The sequence below is a fragment of the Sphingopyxis alaskensis RB2256 genome (assembly GCF_000013985.1).
In the GTDB taxonomy this organism is placed as follows: Bacteria; Pseudomonadota; Alphaproteobacteria; order Sphingomonadales; family Sphingomonadaceae; genus Sphingopyxis; species Sphingopyxis alaskensis.
In genome coordinates, this window is record NC_008048.1 from 97073 (window position 1) to 109863 (window position 12791).

Genomic DNA, 12791 nt, shown 5'->3' on the forward strand with positions numbered 1-12791 from the left:
GTCCGGACAGCTAAGAGCCAGCCTCGCGAATACACGTGAATATTGTCGCTGTCATATGCGTCGGACCGCCGTCTGGAGGCTTCGCCGTTGTGTTCCCAGACCTTTCGGCAGCCCGAGCGCACGGCCACGGCCACGGCTACGCATCGCATCGCGTATAAAATATATGCGCCGCGCATATAGACAAAGCTGCACACTATGATTATATGCGTCGCGCATACTTATTTCGCCTCTCCCAGGAACGCGGTCTTTCGGAAGAAGCATCAGTCAGGCGCATGGATCGACGGACTATGGAACTCAATCAGGTCAGCTATTTCATCAACTTGGCCAAGACGCTGAATTTTACAGCGGCCGCTCGCCTGAGCGGTGTGTCGCAGCCGAGCCTGACCCGCGCAATCCGCCGCTTGGAAGAGGAGCTCGGCGGGCCGCTGATTCACCGCGACGGGAAAAACAGTCGCCTGACCGGCCTTGGCCGGGACGTCGAGACAGAATTCCGGCGCATGCTGGTGGCGATGCGAAGCGTCCGCAATCATTCCGAGAACTGGGCGATGGGGATGCACCGTGTTCTGGATGTGGCGGTCGCGCCGACTGTCGGACCGCAGGAGTTTGCCGCGTTTTTCGAGAGCGCGTTGGCGGAGGTGCCATCCATTGAAATCAAGCTGCACTCGCTTCAGCCGAACGAGGACACCTCGGACATTCTGTCCGGAAAATATCATGCGTGCATCATGCCGCGCGAGACAAGGCCGGAGCCTAAGCTCGATGTGCATCCGCTATTCAGAGAGCGCTTCGTACTGGGCTGTTCTGCGAGCCATCCCTTGGCATCCCGCGAAATCGTGCGCGGAGAAGACCTGCTCGAGTTTCCTTTCGTCGATCGCCTCAAGTGCGAGTTTCGCGATCAGATCCTCGATCATTTCGCGCGGCACGACCTGCTCATGCAGCCCCGCTTTCGATCGGACCGCGAGGACTGGGTGCAACACTTCGTCGCCGATGGCACCGCCATATGCATTCTTCCGGAACGATCCGCCACGGCGCCCGGTCTTGTTACGCGGCCGATCGAGGGATTTGCCCTGGAGCGCGAAGTCGTGATCGCGACGGTATCTGGCTCCACCGCACCCGTCGAGATACGGAAGATCGCGCAACTGGCAGCCGGATATGCGTGGCACTAAACCCCGTCGCGAGAGCGTCGGTGCTATGGAAACTATAGGCACAGCCTATTGGATAAATCCTAGGCGCACTGCGATAGTCGGCGCAGTGACTGACACGATAAGCGGCGGCTTTTTCGCCCTCTCAGATCAATATCGGAGACTATCATGAAGTTCGAAAAGTCGCAGGAAGCTGTTGATCTCCTTACTGCCGAGCAGCGCTACGTCACCCAGGAGTCGGGCACCGAGCGGCCCTTCACGGGGGAGTATGATGACAACAAGGAACCAGGCATCTACGTCGATATCGTGTCGGGAGAGCCTTTGTTCGCCTCGACCGACAAATTCGACTCGGGTTCTGGCTGGCCCAGCTTCACCAAGCCGATCGTTGCAGCAAATGTGAACGAGTTGCGCGACAGCGCGCACGGTATGGTGCGGACGGAAGTAAGATCGGTGCACGCCGACAGTCATCTCGGTCATGTATTCCCGGACGGTCCCTCCGATCGCGGAGGTTTGCGCTACTGCATTAACTCCGCGTCGCTTCGCTTCATTCCGCGCGACGAGATGGAGAGCGAAGGATATGGCGAATATCTCGATCAGGTCGAGGAGGCCTGACATGCACCAGCGCGCTATTCTCGCCGGCGGATGTTTCTGGGGCATGCAGGATCTGATCCGCAAGCAGCCCGGCATCGTATCGACCCGTGTCGGCTACACCGGCGGCGATGTCCCGGACGCCACTTATCGCAATCACGGCACGCATGCCGAAGGGATCGAGATCATCTTCGACCCGGCAGTGACGACCTTCCGCAATATCCTGGAATATTTCTTCCAGATCCACGACCCGACGACCAAGAATCGCCAAGGCGGTGATATCGGGCTCTCCTACCGGTCGGGCATCTATTATGTCGACGAGGAGCAGAAGCGCGTCGCCGAGGACACGATCGCCGATGTGGATGCCTCCGGACTGTGGGATGGCAAGGTGGTGACAGAGGTCGTGCCGGTCGGAGATTTCTGGGAGGCCGAGCCGGACCATCAGGATTATCTCGAGAAACGCCCGGGCGGCTACACCTGCCATTTCGTCCGTCCCGGCTGGGTGCTTCCAAAGCGCCAGAAAGTTGATGATGATCAGTCCGCGGCGGGGACGGCAGCGGGATAGGCTTAACTGCTGTTGCCGCTCCGCCGATCCCGTTCGCAATCTTCATGACCGCGTCGTACAACGACGCGGTCATCCAACCCTGCTTCAGAGAGACGGGTCGGTCCATATAGTCGCCATCGCAGCACAGGATCGCAGATTTATGCCAGACCTCTCGACCTTTCCTATTACGCAGCGCTGGCCCGCATTGCATCCCGATCGCCTGCAACTCTACGCCGCTCCCACCCCCAATGGCGTCAAGGTCTCGATCATGCTCGAGGAGACCGGCCTGGCGTACGAGCCCCACCTGGTCGATATCTCGAACAACGAGTCGAAGGATCCAGCGTTCGTATCGTTGAACCCCAACGGCCGCATACCGGCGATCATCGATCCGGCTGGTCCTGACGGCAACCCTATCGCCATATGGGAATCGGGCGCGATCCTCCTCTACCTGGCCGACAAAACCGGCCAGCTCAATTCGAGTGCGCCCGCGCAGCGTTACGAGACGCTGGCTTGGGTATTCTTTCAAGTATCCGGCGTCGGGCCGACCTTCGGTCAGCTTGGTTTTTTCCTGAAATTTGCCGGCAAGGACTATGAGGACAAGCGCCCTCGGCAGCGCTTTATCGATGAATCCAAGCGTCTCTTGGGGGTGCTGGACCGCCAGCTCGAAGGCCGCGAATGGCTTGTCGATGATTATTCGATCGCGGACATTGCGACACTTGGGTGGGTCAACGCACTGGCCGAAGTCTACGCGGCCGGCGACATCCTCGGCCTCGGCGAATATTCGAACGTCCAGACATGGCTCCGCCGCGGGCTGGCGCGGCCCGCGGTGCAGCGCGGCCTGCGCATCCCTGCGAGACCGGCATGAGCGTCATCGCTGCTTATTATTACAACAAGGGCCTGCGGGTCCGCGAAATCGCGATCGACGAGCAGGTCCAGCTCGATAAGGATCGCTCCGGCTTTTGCTGGATCGCGCTTCGCGAGCCCACCGCCGACGAGCTTAAAGCGATCCAAACGACGTATAACCTCCATCCGTTGGCAATCGACAACGCGATGCACCCGCTCTGCCCGCCCAAGCTCGAAGCGTATAATGAAGAGCTCTATGTTGTCGCTCAGACCGCCGAGCTGGATGGAGACCAGATCCGCTACGGCAAGATGGCGATCTTCACCGGTCACAACCATCTCATCAGCGTACGGCACGGCAACGGCGGAGCGCTCGGCAATCTTCGCGAGCAACTCGAGGCTTCGCCGGCGCTTTTTGGCAAAGGTGTCGACTATGTGCTGCATGCGATCCTGCACCGGATCGTCGATCAATATCTTCCCATCTTCGAGATGATCGAGGATGACGTTCTGGCGATGGAGAGACGATCGCTCGACGACTTTCTCGGACGGGCAGAAATCGACCGCATCTTCGGGCTGAGAAGCGAACTCACGCGCTTCCAGCGCACGCTCGGCGCTATGGCTGAACTGGTCCGGAAACTCGTCCGAGGCCATTTCCCCTGCATCAGTTCAGAAGTCAGACCCTATTTCAGCGACGTCGCGGATCATGTCGCTCGCGTGCAGACCATGGTCGATGGCCTCCTGCAGGTTCTGTCCACCGTCTTCGAGTTCAGCAGCCTGTTGGAAGCGCAAAGAACGGGCGTGACCACGCGCCAGCTCGCGGCCTGGGCCGCCATATTGGCGGTCCCGACGGCCATCGCCGGGATATATGGCATGAACTTCAGGAACATGCCCGAGCTGGACACGGTCTATGGCTATTTTGTCGTGCTCGGGTTGATGACGATGTTCTGCCTGTACCTGTTCGTGCGGTTCAAGAAGGCCAAGTGGATATGAATAGCGCGCGTTTGCTTTTCATCTCCGTCAGCTGAGCCGCAACAGCCTCCCTGATATTAGAGCATGTCCAATGCCATGCAAAGCCAAGGTGCAACAATGACATCCCAAGTGACCGACGTCCTAGCAGCAGTCCAGTCCTTCGTCGCGAAGGGCTACGACCGCGAGTACCGCGTCAAGGACGGCCATCTCATCGATCTCGAACTGGGATCAACGCTCGATCCATGCGCGATAACCGTCGATGCGGCGTTGCGCCTCGAAAGCGGGGATGATGGAGAAGACGCGTCCAACATATACGCGATTACCGATCCCGCGACCAACCATAAGGGTCTGCTGATCGACGCCTTCGATGTCTTCGACGAAATCTGTCACCGCGACCTTTCCGAGCGGCTTGTCGCGGATCGGCAAACGACGCCAGCGGGCGACGAGGATGTTCCGAGCAAGCACGGCCTGCGCAAAGTCTACAAGAATGAGTTTGAGCGCGATCCCGAGCGCTATGTGCTGCGCGAGGGCTTTCCAGACTTCCCGCCATGCCCTTTCGGCGGCGCCTTCAGCATTCTCGGCTTCGATACCGCCGAGCAATCCTATGTCTGGCTTGTAACCAGCATCATCCGGGATTCCCGGCTGATCAGAGCGCCCTACCAGGGAGATGACGCCCCAGGCGACGAGTAGCGGGCCGGCGAGCCCAATGGGGGCACTCCCGCGGCGGTGACGGACCGAAGCACGAACTTTCGAATGATCCAAACACAACGAGGTGATGATGAACTGGAATAAAAGCCACATCCGCGAAACCATGCTTTCGCTGGAGACTGCCGCCCTGCATAGCGCTCGCACCAATTATCTGGATTATGTCTCCATCGCTCAGCTGGATCGGAGCGAGCCGATCGAGAATGACGAGCAGGCGCAGGCCGAAGTCGCGAGCGACTTGGCTGAAGCGCTTGACGACACATTGCACGACTATGCCGATAAACTTGAAAAGCTCAGGACGATCGACTTCGGCCCCAAGTCGGCAGTGGAGGAGGGTGCTGTCATCAAACTGTCGGGGCGCCATTTCGTGATCGCAGTGTCAACGAGCAAGTTCACCTGTGATGGGCGTGAGTTCATGGGAATTTCAACGATGGCGCCGATCTTCGAGGCGATCGAAGGAGCACGAACAGGAGAGACCGTGCAGTTCAACGGCCGGGACCTCATCGTAGAAGATGTAGAATAGGACGCCCGTCGCAGTAGGCGCGCTAGTGCCGGGCGGCCTCCGTCTCTGACTCCATGCATATCATCACATCAAGAGATCCCGTGATCATCGGTGTGCTTGGAGAGCGGGCAGCCTTGGCGTGGATGCGGCGCCTTGGCTGGCTGCTCCCGATAGCCAACACCGCCAATATGGCAAGCAATGCGGCCGCATAAAGGAACAGCCCACCGGGGCCGGCGATAGTCATCGCAGCACCCCCGATAAGGGGTCCGGCGGCTGTCCCGATCCCGTTGAGCAGCAGAAGCCCGCGGGCGGTACCGAGCAGCCGGCCGGCCGGAAGGTCGTCGTTGGCAACCGCGAGACACAATGAATAGATCGGGATGCCAAAGCCGCCGAACAGCGCGCCCGCCGCGAGGAGCAGCGGCAGGGGCGCCCCTACCGCGAGGGCGACGCCGACGGCCGCCGCTGCGGACGCCAGGGCCGCAGCGGCGATGACAAGGTTCCGCGACACGCGATCCGAAAGCCAGCCGAGGGGCCACTGCAATAGGAGCGTCCCACCCAGCACCGCAGCCATGAAAGCGGAGATGCCGCCGACATCGAGTCCGATCCTCTGGGCGAAGTTCGGGCCCATGCCCCAAAAACCGCCGATAGCCAGGCCAGCGAGGAAAGCGCCAGCCGCAGCGAGCGGTGATGCGCGCACGAGGTCGCTGAACGCGACCCGTTCCTGTGTCACCTGCGCCGGCGGATGGCTGGGCAGCAAGGTGATCGGAACCACCGCCGCGGAAATTAACAGCGACACGATAAGGAACAAGGTCATGTCGGCGGGCGGGGCGACGTTGAGCAAGGCCTGGCCGATGGCCCATGAGCCCATCGAGACGACTCCGAAGATCGACAGAAGTTGGCCGCGCGTGGATGGCACTGCATGGGCGTTGAGCCAGCTCTCCGTTGCGAGGATCATGCCCGCGTAGGCGAAGCCCGTGATCAGGCGAAGCGGTATCCAGGCGATCGGTTCCACGAGCGCAACATGGAGAAGGGCAGTCATCGAGGCGATCGCCGCAAAGCCGGCAAAGGTTCTGACATGACCCACGGCGACGATGATCCGCGGCAACATGAGCGCGCCGATCGTGAAACCGGCGAAGTAGAACGACATCATCGCGCTGATCGCGCCGGACGAGAAGCCCTCCTGGCCGGCCCTGACGATCAGGAGCGTGCCCAGCAAACCATTACCCAGCAGCAGAGCCGCGACGCTCGCCAGCAACGCCGCCACCGGTGCGAGCTTGAGGCCACGTCGGCCCGCCGACCGCATGCTATCCATCGCCGGGCTCATTTTAGCGCCTGACGCGACGGTCGATACGCTGCCGCGCTGATGAACTGGTCGAACGCTTCGCACCAGATGACGACCGTGTTGTAGTCGCGAACATCGATCCCGACAGGCACGTCGACGATGGCCTGATAGGCTGCCGGCTTCGGCGGCCTGGCCGCGGTGAGGATTGGCAGCGTGTAAATGCCGGCCGCAAAACCAATGCCGAGCATTGCGAGGTGGCTGGCGGTCAGGAAGAGCCAAGGCCGCACGGATTACACCAGCTCCAGATCCTTTACGATCCTGTCCGCGTCGAGATGGAAGTCCGAGAAGACGATACGGCCGCCAGCGTCAATGATCGAGAACCAGGGCGTTCCTCGCGTGCGATAATCCTCCATGAAGGTAGGCAGCGTCGCGCCGACCAGTGGTTCATCATGGCCGAAGGCGACAGGAAGCGCATATTCGAGCTGGTTCACACGCAACTTCTCGAAGGTGTTTTCATCCGCACCTTCGAAGACGGTCTGGATCACCGCAAATCCCACGCCCCTGGGGCTCAATGCACTATGCAATCTTTGTAGCGTCGGGAAGCCATGCACATGGCAGCCGCGGCACCAGTGCTGGAAGGCGAACAGGATCTTTGGGCCGGAGCCGAGATCCGACAGCTTGAGCGGCCCGGTGCTTTCTCCGTCCGCGCCGATCCATTTCTGCACCCGAAGATCCGGCGCTTGGGGTTCGAGCATGCTCATCTGATCCTCCAGCGCGATGAAGAACCGCGGCGAATTGTGGTGCGCGCTATCATGATATGTCATTCCAAACGCATCGGACCCCGGTGTCGTGCTCCGCGACGCGATCAACAAGCGTGGCGACCGATTGCTTGGTTGCATCGAAACGTTCGCGATCTTTGCCCACGAGCCTCAAGGAGAGGCTGTCGCCGTCCGCAGTTAATATAAGCTCGCCGCCCGGAAGCTGGATTTCGGCTGTCAGCGCGTCATATCGAACCGGGTAAGTATGAACCCACGCCTCAGCGAGTCTCGTCAGATATCGACTCGATTCGATCGTAGCGATGCGTGCCTCGGCCTCGATCATTTAGAAACTCCCGGTGTTGGTGTTTGGGCGCACAGCTCTTGGTCAGTACCGCCATTATAATGCGGGGGAGTCAACGCAGCCCCTCGACGATAAACCCGCGGTAGCGGGCACCGGCGAAGCGATGCGCAGCAACAGCTTGGTAGGCGGGGCTATGATACCAGTCATGCGCGGCTTGCATCGTGGGGAACCGCAAGATGACGGCGCCTTCGATCGGCGACCCCTCCAAATTCTCCATCGCGCCATAAGCGGCGAGAAAAGTGACGTCATGCCCATCGAACGACGGGCCGACGCGGGCAGAATAAGCCGCGAGTTCATCCACATCCGTGGTGTCTTCCCGCGTGAATACGACAAACGCTTCCATCATAAGATCCTTCGCAAGGTGAGATCTGCCGGCCATCGCCACCGACGATGGCCTGACAGTCGTCAGGCTGGCAGTTCGAACCCGATTTTCTGGAGTGCCTCAACGCAGGCATCCTGGTCCTGCTGATAAGTGCCTCCGGAGATGCCGATTCCGCCGATCAGCTTTCCGTCCTCAAGGATCGGATAGCCGCCACCGACGGCGACCATCCGGGGGCGATAGGCCAGCGGCGCCACTTTGGGATCGTTGCTCACATAGTCGTTCCAGACATGGGTCGGATATCCAAAGGAGGCGGAACTCCACGCTTTGTCGATGGCAACATCGACGGTGAGAAACGGCGCGTCGTCGGTGCGCTCGAACGCCCGCAGATACCCGGTTGCGTCGACGACGGCGACGGCAGCCGGGATGCCGATTGCACGGGCGGCGGTTATCGCTGCGTCGATGAGGGCGACTGCGGTTTCACGGTTGATCGAGGCAGTGGCAATGGACTTGGTCATGGGATTTCCTTCGCCGCGGCGTTATCGTCCGGCGTTACTTGGACTGGAAAAGATCAGAATCCTTCGAGGACGGTCTTGCCTTTCGCCGCGCCACTTTCGATCAGTGCGTGCACTGTCTTCAGATTGGCAGCATTGATCGGCGACAGTCGCTCGGTCAGTGTCGTACGGATTTTGCCCTCATCGACCAGCACGGCCAGCGCGTCGAGGATCTTGCCCTGCTCATGCATATCGGGCGTGCCGTAGATCGACCGGGTGAACATCAGCTCATGGTGTATCGACACCGCCTTGCGCTTGAACAGCATGATGTCGAATGCCGTGGGATCGTCGATCAGCGCGAACCGCCCTTGCGGCGCGATCAGCTCGGCGATGTCGGCGGCATGCTGCTCTGTATGCGTGGTCGAAAAGACGAACGCGGGAGCGCCGATGCCAAGCTCGGCAATCTGTGCCGCGAGCGGGCGCCTATGGTCGATGACATGGTGCGCGCCAAGCTCCTTCACCCACTCCTGGGTTTCCGCTCGGGAGGCGGTGGTGATGACGGTGAGGTCTGTGCGCTGGCGCGCGATCTGGATCGCGATCGACCCGACCCCACCCGCGCCACCGATGATGAGGATCGCCGGCGCCGCACCGGGGACTGGCTTCGCCACGTCGAGGCGATCGAACATCGCCTCCCAGGCGGTCAACGTCGTTAGCGGCAGCGCTGCTGCTTCCGCCCAGTCGAGCGAGGCGGGTTTGCGACCGACGATCCGGGCGTCGACAAGATGGAACTCGACATTGGTGCCGGGCCGGGTGATCGATCCGGCATAATAGACCTCGTCGCCCGGCTGGAACTGCGTCACGTCGGGGCCGACCTCGCGCACGATCCCGGACGCATCCCACCCCAGCACCTTCCATTCACCATCGGCTGGCGGCGAGCTGCCGCGGACCTTATAGTCGACCGGGTTCACCGAGACGGCCTTCACCTCAACCAGGATATCATATCCTGCCGCGACAGGCTGGGGCAGCTCGATGTCGACCAGCGCAGCATCCTCGGCGATGGGTCCCGGGACCTTGTAACCAACGGCTTTCATCAATGTCTCCATCTTGCTGCGCCCCGAAGTCTCGATCGATCAGAGCGCCACTTCTTCGAAAATTCGCACGGGGTTCAAGGGTTTCGCACGCAGGACTATGAAGATGTGCACCGACTATTTCCAATAGCGGCGGAACATAGTTTCCATACCTTGTTGCCGTTCTATCCCTGAGAGGCGCTTACGAAGCTGTGAGGCGCGGCAGCCAACCTGGAAAGCAGGCGGACCGAGCCTCATGCCGTGCCTAAATCTGCAGCCGACGTGATGCGCGCGTAATTTATTCAAAGCTATAAAAACTATAGCGATAGGGTATTGGGAAATCGGCCCGGCGTCGCGTTATAGTCCATAAGCATCAAATCACCGATTCACGAAAATGCGATCATCGAAAATCCGATGAAGCATCGGGCGTTTCAGGCTTCAAGCCATCGGTTCGTACCGCGGCCACGCGTATCAGGTCTGAAGTGAAGCCGGTTATCGTCTGTCGCATCGAGCAAAAAGGGGGCACTATGGTCACCAGAGGTTTCACCGGTCGCGGTTCAAGTGGCGACCAGTCCGGCCGGATTCCGCCGGGTCAGCATCTCGTGGAGAATTTTCCGGTTCTCACGGCGGGGCCGACGCCGAACGTGGAGCTGGCTGATTGGAAATTCACCGTCAAAGTCGGCCCGAAGCCGGTCAAAGTGTGGAACTGGAGCGAGTTTAACGCCCTGCCAAAGACCAAGGTGACCAAGGATATTCACTGTGTGACCTCTTGGTCCAAGCTGGATACCATATGGGAGGGCGTCCTCATTGAAGACATCCTTGCGGATGCAGGGCTCGACCGGCCCACTGATTTCGTCCTGGCGCATTCCTACGACGATTATTCGACAAACGTCCCGCTGGCGGACCTGCTGTCCGGGAAAGCGATGGTCGCTCTCAAATTTGCCGGCCAGCCGATTACCCGCGATCATGGCGGGCCGGCGCGTCTGCTGGTTCCGCATCTGTACTTCTGGAAGTCCGCCAAATGGGTGAAGGCGCTGCAATTCACAACCCGTGACGAGGCCGGCTTCTGGGAGCTGCGCGGCTATCATATTTACGGCGATCCGTGGCGCGAGCAACGATACACCGATGACTGACAACGGCACGCAAACCGCGTCATGGCAATCATGCGTGATCGAGGAAATCGTCCAGCAGACGCCGAGCATCAAAAGCTTCTTCCTCCGATTGAGCAGGCCGTTCGCGCACATCGCAGGCCAACATGTCGATGTCCGGCTGACCGCGCCTGATGGCTATAGCGCGATGCGCAGTTACTCGATCGCGTCATCGGCAGCCTCGTCCCCGATCATCGAGCTCGCTGTCGAACGCCTGCCCGATGGCGAGGTGTCGGCCTATTTTCACGATATCGCGATAGTCGGCGATGAGATCGAGCTTCGCGGTCCGCTCGGCGGGCACTTCCTATGGCCTGAACCTGCCGTAGACGCGGTGCTGTTGATCGGAGCAGGCTCCGGGCTCGTGCCGTTGATGGCGATGATCCGGCATCGCCGCACACAAGACCCGGCCGTGCCAACCGCGTTGCTCCTGTCCGCGCGCACCGCTGAGGATGTTCTGTTTTCGGAAGAACTACATTCCGTCGAGATCAACGATGCCGCATTTGTCCTGGCGCTGGCGATCACGCGCGAAGATCCGATCCGCGCATCGGATTTCGGGCGGCGGATCGACAGCGCCATGGTCGAAGAGGTTCTCGCCCGGCTTCACCGAAAGCCCACACAGATATTCGTTTGCGGATCCAACGATTTCGTCAACATTGCGACCGAGGGAGCGCTGCTGGCCGGGGTCGACCCCTCGATAATCAAGACCGAGCGCTATGGTGGTTAGCGGCGCATACTCCGTCGCGCCCCACCTTTCACCCTGCGGATAATATTTGGAGATCGTCATGAGCCGCTTTGCTGAACCCGTCTTTGTTGCCGCCGGCCTTCGCACTCCCTTCGGCCGCGGCGGAGGGGCTTTGGCTGCTTATGATGCCGTCTCTTTGTCCGTCCCTCTTGTGCAGGCGATGGCGGCGCAAGCAGAGCCGGATCTTCTCATCTGGGGTACCGTGATCCCGAATTTGGGTTGGAGCAACATTGCTCGCGAGACCTGGCTTGACGCCAAGCTCAATCCGAATGTCCCCGCATTTTCGGTCGTTTTGGCATGCTCTACCAGCATGACGGCGACTTTCGCTGCGGCAGGGATGCTGGGCGGAGGAACCGATCTCACGATGGTGGGCGGTGCCGAAGTCATGAGCCGACCTCCCATCGCTTTGACGGCCGATGCATCGAAGCGGCTCACCGACCTCTTTGCGCAAGATCCAGCGGCGGCGCTTGCGGCCCTCCAGTCTCTTGCCCTCCACGACTATGTGCTCCCGACCAAGGGATGGGCCAACCGGATCACCGGCAGGACAATGGGCGATCATATGGAGGACACCGCCAAGGCCTGGCGGATCTCGCGCGAGGCGCAGGACGATTGGGCGCTAAAGAGCCACCAGCGGTCGGTCGCTGGTTGGGAGCGAGGTTTCTTCGACGATCTCGCGATTTCCCTTCCTGAACTGGCGCGCGATGCGAACCCCCGCGCCGATACGTCGCCCGAACGGCTTGCCGCACTCAAGCCCGTCTTCGATCGCGACAGTGGCAGGGGAACGCTGACTGCCGGCAACAGCTCGCCGATAACGGATGGCGCCGCCGGTTGCTGGGTGGCAAACGAAGCCGGCGTGGCACGACTGCCGGCGGGCACCCCCTACGCGCGGCTCATCGATTACGAGGTGTCGGCCGTCGATTTCCACACCGAGGGTCTGTTGATGGCACCCTCCTATGGCATTCCACGTCTGCTCGCGCGGCATCAACTAAGCTTCTCCGATATCGCTCTTTGGGAAATCCACGAAGCCTTCGCCGCCCAGGTCCTGGCGAATGTCGCGGCCATCACCGACCGGGAGTGGGTGCGCGAAACCGCCGGTGTCCAGTCGGATTTGGGCGACTTCGACTGGGACCGCGTCAATCCCAACGGGGGCTCGGTAGCAATCGGTCATCCCTTCGGCGCGACAGGCGCGCGCGACCTCAGCCAGGCAGTGAAGGAGCTCTGGGACATGCCGAGCGGATCACGGGCAATCGTCAGCATCTGCGCCGACGGCGGCCAAGGCACCGTCGCACTCCTCGAACGCCCCTGATTCACGGGCCGCTGCGAACGCCGTGCC

17 protein-coding genes are annotated in these 12791 nt (G+C 60.7%); 10 read left to right on the forward strand and 7 right to left on the reverse strand.

Features of this window, described 5'->3' with window-relative positions; translation table 11 throughout:
- Positions 1-203 precede the first annotated feature (203 nt).
- From SALA_RS00495 to SALA_RS00525, 7 genes are all read left to right on the forward strand, one after another.
- Complete coding sequence (locus SALA_RS00495; protein ID WP_011540433.1) at positions 204-1163, forward strand: LysR family transcriptional regulator; 960 nt, start codon at positions 204-206, stop codon at positions 1161-1163.
- Positions 1164-1307: 144 nt separating this feature from the next.
- Complete coding sequence (gene msrB / locus SALA_RS00500; RefSeq protein WP_003044951.1) at positions 1308-1751, forward strand: peptide-methionine (R)-S-oxide reductase MsrB; 444 nt, start codon at positions 1308-1310, stop codon at positions 1749-1751.
- Position 1752: 1 nt separating this feature from the next.
- Entirely contained in the window at positions 1753-2292 is a 540-nt protein-coding gene (msrA, locus tag SALA_RS00505) for a peptide-methionine (S)-S-oxide reductase MsrA (protein ID WP_003044954.1), read from the forward strand.
- Between the two features lie 139 nt (positions 2293-2431).
- Positions 2432-3136 carry a glutathione S-transferase N-terminal domain-containing protein gene (locus SALA_RS00510; RefSeq protein ID WP_003044957.1) on the forward strand — a complete coding sequence of 235 codons (705 nt, stop codon included), beginning with the start codon at positions 2432-2434 and terminating at the stop codon, positions 3134-3136.
- The gene (locus tag SALA_RS00515; RefSeq protein ID WP_003044960.1) at positions 3133-4101 is read left to right on the forward strand and encodes a magnesium and cobalt transport protein CorA; all 969 of its coding nucleotides are present in this window, start codon (positions 3133-3135) and stop codon (positions 4099-4101) included. The genes SALA_RS00510 and SALA_RS00515 overlap by 4 nt, the downstream gene beginning before the upstream one ends.
- A gap of 63 nt (positions 4102-4164) precedes the next feature.
- Complete coding sequence (locus SALA_RS00520; protein WP_231729080.1) at positions 4165-4770, forward strand: hypothetical protein; 606 nt, start codon at positions 4165-4167, stop codon at positions 4768-4770.
- Between the two features lie 88 nt (positions 4771-4858).
- On the forward strand, positions 4859-5308 hold the full coding sequence (locus tag SALA_RS00525; RefSeq protein WP_192807430.1) for a hypothetical protein: 450 nt from the start codon (positions 4859-4861) through the stop codon (positions 5306-5308).
- A gap of 22 nt (positions 5309-5330) precedes the next feature.
- Here SALA_RS00525 and SALA_RS00530 read toward each other — a convergent pair whose 3' ends face one another.
- The 7 genes from SALA_RS00530 to SALA_RS00560 form a co-directional block, all read right to left on the reverse strand.
- Positions 5331-6611 (reverse strand): MFS transporter, encoded by a 1281-nt coding sequence (locus SALA_RS00530; protein ID WP_011540435.1) that lies wholly within the window; start codon positions 6609-6611, stop codon positions 5331-5333.
- Positions 6608-6856 carry a DM13 domain-containing protein gene (locus SALA_RS00535; RefSeq protein ID WP_003044972.1) on the reverse strand — a complete coding sequence of 83 codons (249 nt, stop codon included), beginning with the start codon at positions 6854-6856 and terminating at the stop codon, positions 6608-6610. Before SALA_RS00535 ends, SALA_RS00530 begins: the two co-directional genes overlap by 4 nt.
- Before the next feature lie 3 nt (positions 6857-6859).
- Positions 6860-7330: a peroxiredoxin family protein gene (locus SALA_RS00540; protein WP_011540436.1), complete on the reverse strand. Its 471-nt coding sequence runs from the start codon at positions 7328-7330 to the stop codon at positions 6860-6862.
- 49 nt (positions 7331-7379) lie between these two features.
- Entirely contained in the window at positions 7380-7670 is a 291-nt protein-coding gene (locus tag SALA_RS00545; protein WP_003044977.1) for a DUF2218 domain-containing protein, read from the reverse strand.
- Between the two features lie 70 nt (positions 7671-7740).
- Positions 7741-8031 (reverse strand): DUF1330 domain-containing protein, encoded by a 291-nt coding sequence (locus SALA_RS00550; RefSeq protein WP_003044983.1) that lies wholly within the window; start codon positions 8029-8031, stop codon positions 7741-7743.
- 62 nt (positions 8032-8093) lie between these two features.
- Positions 8094-8525 (reverse strand): GlcG/HbpS family heme-binding protein, encoded by a 432-nt coding sequence (locus SALA_RS00555; protein WP_003044986.1) that lies wholly within the window; start codon positions 8523-8525, stop codon positions 8094-8096.
- 53 nt (positions 8526-8578) lie between these two features.
- Positions 8579-9592: a zinc-binding alcohol dehydrogenase family protein gene (locus SALA_RS00560; protein WP_041382899.1), complete on the reverse strand. Its 1014-nt coding sequence runs from the start codon at positions 9590-9592 to the stop codon at positions 8579-8581.
- Positions 9593-10095: 503 nt separating this feature from the next.
- Here SALA_RS00560 and SALA_RS00565 point away from each other — a divergent pair.
- The 3 genes from SALA_RS00565 to SALA_RS00575 are packed head-to-tail and all read left to right on the forward strand — an operon-like array spanning position 10096 to position 12764.
- Positions 10096-10701: a sulfite oxidase-like oxidoreductase gene (locus SALA_RS00565; RefSeq protein ID WP_003044992.1), complete on the forward strand. Its 606-nt coding sequence runs from the start codon at positions 10096-10098 to the stop codon at positions 10699-10701.
- The gene (locus tag SALA_RS00570; protein WP_003044996.1) at positions 10694-11440 is read left to right on the forward strand and encodes a ferredoxin reductase; all 747 of its coding nucleotides are present in this window, start codon (positions 10694-10696) and stop codon (positions 11438-11440) included. Before SALA_RS00565 ends, SALA_RS00570 begins: the two co-directional genes overlap by 8 nt.
- Positions 11441-11498: 58 nt before the next feature.
- Positions 11499-12764 carry a thiolase family protein gene (locus SALA_RS00575; RefSeq protein ID WP_011540440.1) on the forward strand — a complete coding sequence of 422 codons (1266 nt, stop codon included), beginning with the start codon at positions 11499-11501 and terminating at the stop codon, positions 12762-12764.
- Positions 12765-12791 lie beyond the last annotated feature (27 nt).